At 64.5% G+C, this 13,185-nt stretch carries 15 protein-coding genes and 1 pseudogene; 8 read left to right on the forward strand and 8 right to left on the reverse strand.

Going from position 1 to position 13,185, the window contains the following annotated elements:
* Positions 1–5 precede the first annotated feature (5 nt).
* On the forward strand, positions 6–824 hold the full coding sequence (locus BKG76_RS04605) for a GNAT family N-acetyltransferase (protein WP_070936355.1): 819 nt from the start codon (positions 6–8) through the stop codon (positions 822–824).
* Positions 825–828: 4 nt separating this feature from the next.
* On the forward strand, positions 829–2,094 hold the full coding sequence (locus BKG76_RS04610) for an aminodeoxychorismate synthase component I (protein ID WP_070936358.1): 1,266 nt from the start codon (positions 829–831) through the stop codon (positions 2,092–2,094).
* On the opposite strand, the gene rsmI is transcribed toward BKG76_RS04610, so the two are convergent.
* Positions 2,078–2,914, reverse strand: coding sequence for a 16S rRNA (cytidine(1402)-2'-O)-methyltransferase (gene rsmI / locus BKG76_RS04615; protein WP_070936359.1), 837 nt, complete (start codon positions 2,912–2,914; stop codon positions 2,078–2,080). The two genes, BKG76_RS04610 and rsmI, sit on opposite strands and share 17 nt — an antisense overlap.
* An 86-nt stretch (positions 2,915–3,000) precedes the next feature.
* Here rsmI and BKG76_RS04620 point away from each other — a divergent pair, with 86 nt between their 5' ends.
* Entirely contained in the window at positions 3,001–4,545 is a 1,545-nt protein-coding gene (locus tag BKG76_RS04620) for a dolichyl-phosphate-mannose--protein mannosyltransferase (RefSeq protein WP_070936361.1), read from the forward strand.
* Between the two features lie 75 nt (positions 4,546–4,620).
* Here the strand turns inward: BKG76_RS04620 and arcA are convergent, their stop codons facing one another.
* A complete protein-coding gene (gene arcA, locus BKG76_RS04625; protein ID WP_070936363.1) occupies positions 4,621–5,835 on the reverse strand; it encodes an arginine deiminase in 1,215 nt (404 codons plus the stop codon).
* A 53-nt stretch (positions 5,836–5,888) separates the two neighbouring features.
* Here arcA and BKG76_RS04630 point away from each other — a divergent pair, with 53 nt between their 5' ends.
* Positions 5,889–6,491 (forward strand): alpha-ketoglutarate-dependent dioxygenase AlkB family protein, encoded by a 603-nt coding sequence (locus BKG76_RS04630; protein ID WP_070936365.1) that lies wholly within the window; start codon positions 5,889–5,891, stop codon positions 6,489–6,491.
* On the opposite strand, the gene BKG76_RS04635 is transcribed toward BKG76_RS04630, so the two are convergent.
* A complete protein-coding gene (locus tag BKG76_RS04635) occupies positions 6,488–7,183 on the reverse strand; it encodes a DUF5642 family protein (RefSeq protein ID WP_070936366.1) in 696 nt (231 codons plus the stop codon). The two genes, BKG76_RS04630 and BKG76_RS04635, sit on opposite strands and share 4 nt — an antisense overlap.
* Before the next feature lie 96 nt (positions 7,184–7,279).
* On the opposite strand from BKG76_RS04635, the gene BKG76_RS04640 reads away from it, so the two are divergent.
* Both BKG76_RS04640 and BKG76_RS04645 read left to right on the forward strand, forming a co-directional pair.
* A complete protein-coding gene (locus BKG76_RS04640) occupies positions 7,280–7,603 on the forward strand; it encodes a hypothetical protein (RefSeq protein WP_070936367.1) in 324 nt (107 codons plus the stop codon).
* A gap of 280 nt (positions 7,604–7,883) precedes the next feature.
* Positions 7,884–8,195, forward strand: coding sequence for a hypothetical protein (locus BKG76_RS04645; RefSeq protein WP_070936369.1), 312 nt, complete (start codon positions 7,884–7,886; stop codon positions 8,193–8,195).
* Between the two features lie 53 nt (positions 8,196–8,248).
* Here BKG76_RS04645 and BKG76_RS04650 read toward each other — a convergent pair whose 3' ends face one another.
* The 4 genes and pseudogenes from BKG76_RS04650 to BKG76_RS24750 form a co-directional block, all read right to left on the reverse strand.
* The gene (locus BKG76_RS04650; protein ID WP_070936370.1) at positions 8,249–9,142 is read right to left on the reverse strand and encodes a metal-dependent hydrolase; all 894 of its coding nucleotides are present in this window, start codon (positions 9,140–9,142) and stop codon (positions 8,249–8,251) included.
* A 90-nt stretch (positions 9,143–9,232) separates the two neighbouring features.
* Entirely contained in the window at positions 9,233–9,994 is a 762-nt protein-coding gene (locus tag BKG76_RS04655) for a phosphatidylethanolamine N-methyltransferase family domain-containing protein (protein ID WP_070936372.1), read from the reverse strand.
* 29 nt (positions 9,995–10,023) lie between these two features.
* Positions 10,024–10,614: a sensor domain-containing protein gene (locus tag BKG76_RS04660; protein WP_070936871.1), complete on the reverse strand. Its 591-nt coding sequence runs from the start codon at positions 10,612–10,614 to the stop codon at positions 10,024–10,026.
* A gap of 124 nt (positions 10,615–10,738) precedes the next feature.
* Positions 10,739–10,852: pseudogene (locus tag BKG76_RS24750) on the reverse strand (MBL fold metallo-hydrolase); the annotation flags it as partial.
* A gap of 163 nt (positions 10,853–11,015) precedes the next feature.
* Between BKG76_RS24750 and BKG76_RS04665 the strand changes: the two are divergent.
* Both BKG76_RS04665 and BKG76_RS04670 read left to right on the forward strand, forming a co-directional pair.
* Positions 11,016–11,969 carry an alpha/beta hydrolase gene (locus tag BKG76_RS04665; protein WP_070936872.1) on the forward strand — a complete coding sequence of 318 codons (954 nt, stop codon included), beginning with the start codon at positions 11,016–11,018 and terminating at the stop codon, positions 11,967–11,969.
* Between the two features lie 40 nt (positions 11,970–12,009).
* Entirely contained in the window at positions 12,010–12,399 is a 390-nt protein-coding gene (locus tag BKG76_RS04670; RefSeq protein WP_070936374.1) for a PPOX class F420-dependent oxidoreductase, read from the forward strand.
* 7 nt (positions 12,400–12,406) lie between these two features.
* Here the strand turns inward: BKG76_RS04670 and BKG76_RS04675 are convergent, their stop codons facing one another.
* On the reverse strand, positions 12,407–13,096 hold the full coding sequence (locus BKG76_RS04675) for a type 1 glutamine amidotransferase domain-containing protein (protein WP_070936376.1): 690 nt from the start codon (positions 13,094–13,096) through the stop codon (positions 12,407–12,409).
* Positions 13,097–13,185: the final 89 nt, after the last annotated feature.

Raw genomic sequence — 13,185 nt, forward strand, 5'->3', positions numbered from 1 at the left:
CCGGCGTGTTCTGCGATATCGACACCGCCGCGCGCATCGAGCGCGCCGAAGCCGACACCATTGCCGCCGGAACTACGAGGTGCGACGACGGTCTCGCGATCCCACTGGCAGGGGGCGTCGCGTCATACGCCGGACCGGGTTCACCCATGAACAAGATCGCGGGGCTCGGGTTTGGTGGCGTACCAACCGAATCCGAGCTCGACGCCGTCGAGCGAGAGTTCGCCGCCCGCGACACTCCGGTGCACGTGGAGGTCGCGAGCCTGGCAGATCCCGCGCTCTGCGAGCTGCTGACCGCGCGGGGATACCTGCTGGTCTCGTTCGAGAACGTCCTCGGACTCGCGCTGACGGACGTCCCCGCGCCCGTCGTCCCCGACGGCATCACGGTCCGCCACAGCGGGATAGACGAACTCACCACGTGGCTCGATGTGGTGGTCGACGGGTTCGCGGTACCCGATGACCAAGGCGTGGCCTCCCACGAATCATTTCCGCGGGAAGTGCTTTCCCGCACAATCGCCGCGCTGTCGACAGTGGAGGGCGAACAGCGGTACATCGCAGTACGCGAGGGGGCCGTCGCCGGTGGCGCGAGCATGCGCATCCTGGATGGCGTGGCTCAGCTCAACGGTGCCGCGACCGCCGCCCCGCACCGTCGGCGCGGTGTTCAGACCGCGCTGCTGACCACTCGGCTTCACCAGGCCGCACGTGACGGTGCGGACTTGGCAGTGGTCACCACCCTGCCCGGGTCGAAATCCCAGCAGAACACCCAGCGTGAAGGCTTCGCACTGCTGTACACCCGCGCGATCCTGGTGAAGCGTCTGCGAAACTAGGTCCATGCGCGTCCAGCAGCTCGGCAATCTCGGCCCGCCGCCGGCTGTGCTCCGATCGCTGGCCGTCGCCACACGCGAAACGGGGCGGCCGGCACCCGCCGCACTGATCGGATCGTGGTACGGCTCGCGGGCGATCATCGCTCCGTCCTTGTCCACTCGCCCGGTACTGCCTCGACAAGCATTCAGCGACAAAACCTCTCATTTGACCGATGCCCCACCCGAAGCGGTGGGGGGTGGCTGGATTGGCTATCTGGGATATCCGGATCGGGCTGCGGCCGGCCGTAATCAGCGGCTTCCCGCTGCGGCCGGCGGCTGGACCAATGCGGTACTGCGGCTCGATGGTGACGAATGCTGGTGGTACGAAAGCCTTCTAGATCAGGAATGTCCGGAGTGGATACTTCACGCACTGCGACACCCCCGCGATCCCCTGCCGTGGTTCATCGAGTGGACGGCACCCGACCGTGAGCATCACCGCGATGCCGTCGGCCGCTGCCTGGAAGCCATCGCGGCCGGTGAGGTGTACCAGGCCTGCGTGTGCACGCAATTCCGCGGCGCCCTGACGGGTGAACCGCTGGACTTCTTCGCCGATGCCGTCACCCGAACCGCGCCGGCCCGCGCCGCCTTCCTATCCGGCGTGTGGGGTGCCGTCGCCTCGTTGTCACCCGAATTGTTCTTGCGGCGCAAGGGCGCCGACGTCCGCTCCAGCCCCATCAAGGGCACCCTCGCAGCCACCGAGGATCCCGCCACACTGCTGACCTCGATCAAGGATGTCGCCGAGAACATCATGATCACCGATCTGGTGCGCAACGATCTGGGACGCATCGCCGACACCGGCACTGTCACCGTCCCCGAGCTGCTGGCCGTGCACCCGGCACCCGGCGTATGGCATCTGGTGTCCACCGTTGCGGCCAAGGTGCCGTTGGAAGCCACCGCCAGCGACCTCCTGACCGTCGCCTTTCCGCCCGCGTCGGTGACAGGCACACCGAAAACCCGTGCACGCCAACTGCTTCGCCAATGGGAATCAGATCACCGAGGGGTGTACTGCGGCACCATCGGGATGCTCTCACCCGCGGCCGGCCTGGAACTCAACGTCGCGATCCGCACCGTCGAAATCGCACCGGACGGGCGTGCCGTGCTCGGCGTGGGCGGTGGCATCACCGCCGACTCCGACGTCGACGCCGAATGGCAGGAATGTCTGCACAAGGCGGCCGCCACCGTCGATCTCACCGCGATCGCGGCGTGCGAACCCAGGCTCAAGCCCGCGCTTTGACCACCGCGTCGTACAGGTCGCGTCGCGACAGCGTCGCACCGGACTCTCCGATGGCCGTCGCGCAGGACTCACGCAGCCCCATCCCGTCGTCCATCAGCTCTTCGACCCTGGCCACCAAGGCCTCGATCTGCGGTACGGCGGGACGACCGCCGTCGAGCACCACCGTGATCTCCCCGAGCACATCGTTGCTCTCGGCCCACGCCGCCAACTCGCGCAGTGTGCCCCGCAGCACCTCTTCATGCGTTTTGGTCAACTCGCGACAGACCGCCAACCGGCGCTCGGGCCCCAGCACCTCCACCGCGTCGGCCAGTGTCTCCGCCAGGCGCCGCGGCGACTCGAAGAACACACAGGTGCGCGGTTCGGTCGCCAGCTCGGCGAGCCACCGGCGCCGCGGCCCCTGCTTGCGGGGTGCGAACCCCTCGAAGCAGAAACGGTCCACCGGGAGCCCCGAGACGGCCAGCGCCGTCGTCACCGCCGACGGTCCGGGCAGGCATTTGATCGGTATCCCCTGTTTGACGCAGGCGGCGACCAAGCGGTATCCCGGGTCGCTGATCGACGGCATCCCCGCGTCGGTGACCACCAACACGTCGTACCCGGCCTCCAGATCGGCCAGCAGGGGCTCGATGCGGCTGGCCTCATTCTGGTCGTAGAAGCTGATGATCTGGCCGCTGATCTGCACGTCCAGCGACTTCGCGAGGGCCCGAACACGGCGGGTGTCCTCGGCGGCCACCACCGAGGTCTTGGCCAGCGCCTCACGCAATCGGGGTGAGGCATCCCCCGGCTCACCCAGCGGTGTCGCCGCCAGCAGCAAGTTCCCCATCCCGCAAGACTAAATCCCCTCGTCGCTACCGCTGCAGCCCGCCGCTCCAAGTCGCCCCGCCAGGGTCCTCCCTTACGATCGACCGTGTGATCGCGCCCGCAACCCTGCCGCCGACCTCGGCAGCCGAGTCGGATCTCCAGTCGCCGGGGCCCCGGATACCGCCCGCGGACTTCGGACCCACCGACCGATTCCGTGGCTGGGTGATGACCGTCGTCATCACGGTCATTGCAGCCCTGACCCGGTTCATCAATCTTGGCGCCCTCACCGACCGCGGCACCCCCGTCTTCGACGAGAAGCATTACGTGCCGCAGGGCTGGCAGGTTGTCACCAACGACGGCGTCGAGGACAACCCCGGCTACGGGCTGGTGGTGCATCCGCCCATCGGCAAACAGATGATCGCCCTCGGTGAATGGCTGTTCGGATACGACCCGTTCGGCTGGCGATTCGCGGCGGCGCTCTCAGGCACCATCATCGTGCTGCTGGTTGCCCGGATCGCCCGGCGGATCAGCCGGTCCACCATGGTGGGCGCCATCGCCGGAGTCTTACTGATCGCGGACGGAGTCAGCTTCGTCACCGCACGCACCGCGCTGCTCGACGTGTATCAGGTGCTCTTCGTGGTGGCCGCGTTCGGCGCGCTGATCGTCGACAGGGACCAGGTTCGGGAACGGCTTTACCACGCATACCTTGACGGGCGCATCGGCGACACCCCGTGGGGCCCACGACTGGGGGTGCGCTGGTGGCGCTTCGGTGCCGGAATCCTGCTTGGATTGGCCTGCGGCACAAAGTGGTCGGGCCTGTACTTCATCGCATTCTTCGGCGTGCTGTGCATCGCGTTCGATATCGCGGCGCGTCGCGCCTACGGCGTGCGGCGTCCCTGGGCCGGCACCGCGGTGCGCGATCTGGGGCCCGCTTTGTATGCGCTGCTGGTCATTCCGTTCATCGTGTACATGGCCTCGTACTGGTCGTGGTTCGCGTCCGAGACGGGCATCAACCGGCACGCCGAGGGACGGCAGATCGGTGTCGGCGGGTGGATGCCCGATGCCCTGCGCTCGCTCTGGTACTACACGCACAGCGTCTACACATTCCATTCGACGCTGACCAACTCCAATGGCAATCACCATCCGTGGGAATCCAAACCATGGACCTGGCCGATGTCGCTGCGACCGCTGCTCTACGCCATCGAGGACAAGAACGTCCCCGGCTGCGGCGCCAATTCCTGTGTGCGCGCGGTGTTGTTGGTGGGCACGCCGGCCATCTGGTGGCTGGCGGTTCCGGTGCTGTTGTGGGCGACGTGGGCGACGGTGGTCCGGCGTGACTGGCGCTACGCGGCGGCACTCGTCGGCTACTGCTCGGGGTGGCTGCCCTGGTTCATGAACATCGACCGGCAGATGTACTTCTTCTACGCCGCGCCGATGGTGCCGTTCCTGGTCATGATGATCGCGTTCATCGTCGGCGACTTCCTACGTAAGCCGACGGCCAACCCGGAACGAAAGACGTTGCGAATGTTCCTCGCAACGTTCTACGTGGCATTGGTGGTCACCAACTTCGCCTGGCTGTATCCGATCCTCACCGGTGCCGCCATCTCACCGTTCATGTGGAACATGGAGATGTGGCTGCCCAGCTGGCGCTAGCCGTGTTCACGCCGACACGCCGTGTCGCGGCGTGTTCGTATCGCACATGTTCGCCATAGGACGGCGTGTCGGCGCCTAGAGCAGGTCGCGCGACACCGGGCAGGACATACAGCGCGGTCCACCCCGACCCGTCCCGAGCTCCGACGCCGAGATGGCAAGCACCTCAACACCGGAATCCTCGAGGCGGGCATTGGTTTCCACGTTCCGTTCATAGGCGACGACGACGCCGGGCGCCAGTGCCAGGGTGTTGTTCCCGTCGTCCCATTGCTCACGTTCGGCCGTGACCGGGTCAAGTCCGGTATCGATGACGCGTAGCTTGCCGATACCCATCGCATCGGCCGCGGCCTCGACGAAGGGCTCTGAACCCGAGATGCTGACGCCACCCTCGGTGCGGCGGATGGTGAACGCCGACAACGAATCCTGAATAGCCGGGTACATCACCACGGCGTCGGTGTCGACCATGGTGCAGACGGTGTCCAGATGCATCGACGCCCGCTCCTGCGCGATGGGCACCGCGAGCACGGTGTGGGCCAGACCGTCGTCGAACAGGCTGCGCGCCAGGGCTTCCGCACCGGCAGGGGTGGTGCGTTCCCCCACTCCGACCGCTACCACGCCGGGCCCCAACAGCAGCACGTCGCCACCCTCGACCGGGGCCGAGTGCGACTCGTAGGCGCGGCGTACCCCGAGGAACCGTGGGTGATGGGCATAGATCAGATCGGTGAGCGAGGTCTCGCGCACCCGGGCCGGCAGCGCCAGGGAAGTGATCGCGAATTTACGGCCAATCCAGAACGACGAGTCGCGGGTGAACAGCAGGTTCGGCAGCGGTTCGATGACGAAGTCCGATCCGTGATGCATGGTCCGCACCAGCGACGGTTGCCCCACCTTGCCACCCACCGGCAGTTCGTCGAACGTCATCCCGCACATCAGCACGTACGCCAGATCGGCGGCATCCAGCGTCCGCAGATACCCCGAAAGATCCTGTGCCAGGGCGTAGCCCAGCCTGCGCGCATTGACGGCGGCCGAGATGCCCTGCACCCTGGCCGCACCGCTGGCGAGCGCCTCGCGCAACAAATCGGAGAGCAGCAGCACTTCCACACCGCGCGAACGCAGCACCTCGGCGAAGGCGTCGTGTTCCTCCTGGGCGCGCGCCACCCAGGGCAGCCCGTCGAACAGCAGCTGATCGTTGTTGCGCGGAGTCAGCCGCTTGAGCTCGTCGCCCGGCCGGTGCAACACCACTACCCGCAGCCGTCCCACCTCTGAATTGGCACCCAGCACTGGAACATCCGTCATGAGATGACGCTAGCTTGCCGCGCAATCGAACATGTGTGCGATACCATGAAGGTGTGACACACACGGTTCAAGCATCACTGTTCGGCGCTCCGCCGGTCCCGCGCCGTGAGTTGGCGGGCGGCGCTTGGCTTGAGGTGCATCATGAATGGCTCGGACGTGCGGACAATCTCATGGGCCAGCTGTTGGCGCAGGTGCCCTGGCGTGCCGAACGCCGACGCATGTACGACCGCACTCTCGACGTCCCGCGGCTGGTCAGCTTCCATGACCTGACGGCGGGGTCACCACCGCATCCGGTGCTGGAGACCATCTGCGACCGGCTCAATGGCGAGTACACCAACGAACTCGGCGAACCCTTCACCACGGTGGGCCTGTGCCAGTACCGCGACGGCACCGACAGCGTGGCGTGGCACGGCGACACCATAGGCCGCGGCCTACGTGAAGACACCATGGTCGCGATCGTAAGCATTGGCGCCACACGTACTTTCGCCCTGCGACCACGGCTCGGTGGCGACTCGATCCGCATCAACGTCGGCCACGGAGACCTGTTGGTGATGGGCGGCTCCTGCCAACGAACCTGGGAACACGCCATCCCGAAGACGTCCAAGCCGGTGGGGCCACGTATCAGCCTGCAGTACCGGCCCCGCGACGTGCGCTAGGAGCGCACCGCCGCAACCGCCTTGACCAGCAGATCCGATGCACGCTTGCCGTCCGGCAGCGCGGGCGGGACATTGCCGACGGCGATCGGACTGACCGTGACCGCCACCATGTAGCGGCCCAGATATGCCGAATAGTTCAGAACTTCCTGGCCGACCGCCCGCCCGGAGGTGCCACTGAGCACGTCGCGCTTCATGCCGAGCGTGCGCGCGCCGTCGATGGCGGGCGCGTCGATCACCTCGGTCTGCCCCGCGATCCCGTTACCGCGGAAACCGACCTTCTTGCAGTCCGCCGACACGGCCGGATCGAAGGGGACTTCCTGCGAGGTTTCCACGGCCACTGCCACGTACTGATTCCCCGCACCCGTCGCGGTCAAGGCCGCCATATTTCCCTTAAGCCCTGCGGGCACCGTGCTGCCACCGCTGTACTTGGCACATCCGGGAGGGTCGACCGTCATACCCGGCGGCAGTGGAGCCGGCGAGAGCAGCTTGGGGTCCATTCCCGCCGGCTCCATGGTCTTGACCACGAATTCGGGCCCGAACTGGCTCCTCAGCGAGGCGATGTTTCCGATCTGGACGTTGTGGTTGACGGGATTCTGGACGCTTCGGCCACACCCAGCCACCGGCACGGTAACGAGCGCAAGCACACAGGTGGCCCAGATTCCCCAGCTCTTGACGGTCACCGGCTTCAGCACCCGGCCACTGTATCGATTCGGAACGAAAAATCGATGGCACCTATAGGGAACAATGTCTGTGTGGCCCAGAGTTAAATCCTGTGAGGACGGTGTGAGATGAACACGGTGGTTCGGTTGAGCCGGTTGTGCCTGGCGGCAGTAGGTGCCGGTGCGCTGTTGGCCCTCACCCCCGGTACAGCACTCGCCGATGACGCACAGTCGGTTATCAACCAGTATCAGGCGCAGGGCTATCAGGTCATCATCGACCGCAGCGGCAGCGCACCTACCAACAAGTGCACCGTGTCCAACATCCGCAACGGACAGGATGTGTATCGCACCGAGTATCAGCGCACCTGGATGCCCAGCGGAAAGTGGCTGGTGCTGCCGGTCCGGGTGCTCGACCACAGATTGGTGTACATCTCCCTTAACTGCAACGTCTAGTTAGCCTCACCTAACTGGATTTGCCGGTTCGCTGGGAGCCGTCCCGCCACCCCAGCGCGAGCAGCGCCACCTAAGAACGAGCGCAGGCGAAGCTATGAATTTGGCGTCAATTTCGCAGAGCGGGAATCAATCTGAGTATTACCACGTTGGACAGGACAGATTCACGAACGTTGATGATTCAGGCTTGAGTCTGGGCGTCGGGGGTCGGGTCTCGATGTGGTGGACGGAAACGTTTCCGTAACAGCGAGGCCGCGAGGAGTGAGGCGAGAGGAGTGAAATCATGAAGAAGTTGCTATTTGCAGGTATTGCCGCAGCTGGCGTCATCGGGGCGTCGCTGGGATCGGCAAGTGTCGCCCTCGCCGGACCATCTGGATCGGGCGATGCTAACACTGTCATCAATGACCTCAAGTCAAGCGGGTACCGAGTGATCGTCTCCAAGACGGGCGCCGGTGATCTGAGCAAGTGCACCGTCGAGTCGGTTACGCAGGAGTCGCCTGTGAGCAATGTGCAGCCGGCCAGGGATGTGCGTAACAACCCCACCACGGTGCCGACGATCGACCGCAAGGTCGCGCATGTCGCACTGAGCTGCTGAACACAGCAGAACGTGACAATGGCCCGGGCCGCAAGCCCGGGCCATTGTTGTCTCTACTTCAAGTGATCAACCAGAGTGCCCTCGGCGCCGAATAATTCAGCGCGCCACCGCTCCAGCAGCGCTTCGGTGTCGAGATCGTCGGGATGGAAGTCCTTCTTCATATAGACGGCGAGCCTGCCGATCATGCCGTCGTTGAGTAGCGGGCCGCGGATCAACCCGACCGTTTCGCGTAACACCCGCGCCGGCTGGCGCCGTCCCGCCGGATCGCTCCACGCGATGGAGAACCACGAGCCTGCGGTCGCGAACGGCACCGTCCCCGTCCAGATGACGGCCATTACCGCGCGCCGCAGCCATTCGGGTCCGCCGACCGCTCGGTAGACGTCGAAGGCCACCGATTTGTGCTCAAGCTCCTCGATTGCATGCCAATACAACAGGTTCCGCACCTCGTCATCGGTCACCATGTCCTGGAGCTCACCGCTTTCCAGCAGTCGCTCGGCCAGCACAGCGGTGTAGTGCTCCAGCGCAGCCGTCGCGGCCAGCATGGTCAGCCGGACGTACTTGAGACGGTCCATGTCCGGTAGGTACTTGTCGACAAGGTCTTCGACCTTGCCGGAACGCCGCCCGATCGTCTCGACCATCCTGCTGCGATAGCCCATCTCGGTGAGCTTTTCGTTGAGCTCGCGATGGTGCAGGCCATGGGTGACCTCCTGACCGATGAACCCCGCGACACGTTTCTTGAGCGTCGGCTCGGTGATTCTGTCGGCGTAGCGACGCACTGATCGGACGAAGAACTCCTCCCCCGGCGGGAACACCGCAGAGGCACCTGCCAGCACGTGGCTGAGCGCAATATCGTTGTCGGCGAAGTGCCTTCGCATAGGCACCGGGTCGCCGAACCAGAACCTGATACGCCGAGTCTTCGGGTATGAGGCCATTACCGGAACAGCCATTCGCACTACCTCCACATCGATCGTGTAACTCAGTGTTACACGAATCGCTTACGTTTTGAAGAAGTGCGTAAAAGTCGGGTCTTAGGTCCCCTACAGCAGCCCCGGCACGATGGCCTTGCGCTCGCGCGGGTACTCGCCGGGGAACGTCTCGCGATACCAGCGATGAATCGCGAGAGCGCGCGGCAGCAGATTCGCGATGGAAAACAGCACGAAGATCAATCCGGGCAGCGTCCACGCCATCAACGCCCAACCCGCCCAGAGAATGATTTCGCCGAAGTAGTTGGCCGCCGACACCCACCGGAACGCGCCGCCGTACGGGATGCGGTAGCCATCGAAACCGTCGGCCCGCAGATTGATGAGAATGCGGTCGGCATGGAAGTTCACGATCCATCCGGCGAGGGCGACAAGCACACCGAGGATGAACCGGGGGTCGGTGAACCACGCAGCGCTGCGCAGATGCGCGGCGAAGGCGACCGCGTACCCATTGGCAAAACCATTGACCGCGTTGAATATGAATCCGAACGCAATCCCGCTGTAGGGGAAGCGTTTTCCGCTGTCCCTACGCGAGAGCGGATAGATCAGTCCGCGGTAGAGATAGTGGCATTGCCACAGTACGTACAGCACCAGCGCCGGCACACCGTGATGATGCGCGACGGTCCAGAAGGTGATGGTGAACGCCCACCACTGCGGGCATTCGAAGATCAGCCAACCCACCTTGGCGGGCGCGGTGAACCTCTCGCCCGGCTTGGCGAACCTGCCGTAGGGATTGGTGAACCAGAAGCCGCTGACAAAAGTGACGATGGCCAGGACTACCAGGAAAACAATCGCAGCGTGATACAGCTCGGTAAGCACACCGGGACAGTACCGAGTGAACGGTGGTTCTAAGCAGGGTCGATGATGTTGGTCTTCAGCTGGTTGGCGACCTGGCCCGCGACCTCGGCGTTGTCGGTGGCGCCCGAGGAGCTCACCCCGTACACCACATTGCCGGTGATGTGCACGCGTGTCGCACCGGTGTTATCGCCCCACGAAAGCGTGATCGCATTGCTCATGCCGAACGAGTACCCGCCCGGCGACTGCGCCCTGCACTTGTTGAAGGCTTCTGTCAGCCGTTGAAATTCGCTTTGGGCGGCGGGCTTGTCTTGAAAGATCGCAACGGTCTCGTGCAGCGTTTGACGCGGGTCTGCCGTGCTGGCGACGTTGAGCTCACGGTATGCCTGCCAACCATCGCCCAGGTCGCCCTGCGCCGTGGCGTGCAATAACCCGCACGGGTCCGCGGAGTTGATGGCAGGCCCGTAGACCGGTGCGGTGTCGGTATGTGTCGTATCGGCCGTCGGGAAGCCCAGGGACTTGACCTCGTCGAGACCTGCGAACAGTGAATCTGCCGCCGAAGCATCGATTTTCAATTCAGTGAGCTCCGGAGTGGGCGGCTTCTCCGCCGCAGGACTGACTGGCTGAGAGCAGCCCGCGACCAGAGCACTGGCAAGAAGACCCAACCCGGCCCACCGTGTCCGCGTCACCCTAGAAGTGTGGACGGCCAACCTGGGAGCACGCTGGGAAGTGGGGCAGATCACGCGCCGCAGGCGTCAACGGCAGCGGCGTCACCCCATCCGGCCCCAGCCAGAGATAGCAGTTCAGCAGGCGAGCCTGACCACCCGGAATGCACAACCGGAACAACGACGGGGCGAGCTGCCGCAGGTCACTATGCGGCACGTCGACACGCTGCGTGGCGCGACAAGTGACCAACGCGTTGCGGAATTCGGCCAGTCGGGTGCCTGCGTCACGCAAGTCGGCAAGGATGGAGATGGTCGCCTATGCGATGTCGTGGGACCAATGTCTTGAAACGGCCGGCCAACAGCACGATGCGAGAGGCAACATGACGGACATCAAGCCAATACTCGAGCCCGAGGCAGCGGAGTTCTGTCGGGCCACCAACTCTCCGCCGTTCCTCTATCAGCTGTCACCCCAGGACGGACGCAAGGCCGTCGACGAAGTGCAATCCGGCCCCGTAGACATGCCGGATGTCGACGACGAGTGGATCACCGTCGACGGCGGACCCACAGGATCGGTGAAGGTCCGCATCGTCAAGCCCGTCGGCACCACCGGGGCGCTGCCCGTGGTCTTTTACATCCACGGTGCGGGTTGGGTGTTCGGCAATGCGCATACGCACGATCGGCTGGTCCGCGAATTGGCGGTGGGCGCCGAAGCTGCCGTGGTGTTCCCCGAGTATGACCTTTCCCCGGAAGCGAAGTATCCGATAGCGATCGAGCAGAACTACACGGCCGCGCAATGGGTCTTCGCTCACGGGGCCGAAAAAGGCTTGGATGCTTCACGATTCGCCGTCTCGGGCGATTCGGTGGGCGGCGATATGGCGGCGGTGCTCACCCTCATGGCCAAGGACCGTGGTGATGTCTCCATCCGCCACCAGGTGCTGCTGTATCCCGTGACCGCAGCCGACTTCGACACCCCGTCGTATCACCAGTTCGCGGAACACTACTTTCTGTCCCGCGAAGGCATGAAATGGTTTTGGGATCAATACACCGAGAATGACGGCCAACGCGAGGAGATTTACGCGTCACCCCTGCGGGCAACCATCGACCAACTCTCTGGCCTGCCACCGGCTTTGGTCATCACCGCCGAGGCCGACGTACTGCGCGACGGCGGCGAGGCCTACGGCGCCAAGCTCCGTGAGGCCGGTGTGCCCGTCGTGCAGGTGCGCTTCGGCGGGATCATCCACGACTTCATGATGCTCAACGCGCTGCGCTCCAGCCATGCCGCGACGGCCGCAATAAAACTCGCGCAGGCCACCCTGCGTGAGGCCCTGAAATGATGGCAGCTGGACGCGGACTCACCGAACAAGGGAGACAAGCATGACCGATTGGGATGTAGTCGGCCGGGCCAACTATGTGTCGTTCACGAGCTATCGCAAGGACGGCACCGCGGTCTCCAGCCCGGTCTGGATTGCTCCCGACGACGGCAAGCTCTACTTCTTCTCGGAAGTCGGCGCATACAAGGTGAAACGCATCCGCCGTAACCCGTCGGTCACGTTGCAGCCCTGCGATGTTCGCGGGAAGCTCACCGCGGGGGCGCCGATCGTCGAGGGCACTGCCCGTGTTCTCGAGTTCACCGATAGCCCACGGGTCCGCAAGATCCTCAATCGCAAGTATTGGCTGCTGGGCCCGTTGAGCGAGATCGGCGTGTGGGTAACTCGCCGACAGCAGGCGTCCTTCGCCATCGAAATCGCGCCCGCCGAAAGGTAGTTCGTACTCAGCCCGCCAATACCGAGACGACCTTCTTGGCCGTCGCCTTGGCGGATCCGGGGTTTTGGCCCGTCACCAACCGGCCATCGGCGACGACGTACGACGCGAACGGGATCAGACCCTTCTCGTAGCGGGCGCCGCGCTTTTTCATCTCCTCTTCGACGTTGTAGGGCACGAGCTTGTCCACCCGGGCCAGTACCTCCTCCGTCCAGGAGAACCCGGTGAGCTTGCGCCCGGCGACCAGCAGCGATTCGTCGGAGAGCGTGGTGTTGAGCAGGCCGGCGTAGCCGTGACATACGGAGGACACGACTCCCCCACGTTCGAAGATCTCACGCGAAATACGCTGCAGGCCTTCGCTATCGGGGAAGTCGAACATCACCGCATGGCCGCCGGTGAAGTAGATCGCGTCGAATTCCGCCGCGTCGATCTCATCGGGTGAGGCGGTGTTGGCCAGCAGGGCCATCTTGGCATCGTCGGCTTTCCACGCCTTTGCGCTCTTGTCGTAGTTCGGGAACTTCAGCGAGCGTGGCTCCAACGGCGAGAGCCCTCCCCTCGGACTGACGATCTTCTGTTCATAACCCGCCGCGGCGAACACGTCATGCGCGTGTGTCAACTCCGAGAGCCATAATCCCGTCGGCTCCGACGGGTCCTCGTAGTGCGCGACGTTGGTGACGACATTCAGGATGCGCTTGGTCATGCTCTCAGCATTCCGCCGATGGAGCGGTTACGCCACACCTTCGGCGAGATACCCCGGCCCATAGCCTCCACATAACGGATGATGAGAGC

This window comes from Mycobacteroides franklinii (assembly GCF_001853795.1).
Taxonomy (GTDB): domain Bacteria; phylum Actinomycetota; class Actinomycetes; order Mycobacteriales; family Mycobacteriaceae; genus Mycobacterium; species Mycobacterium franklinii.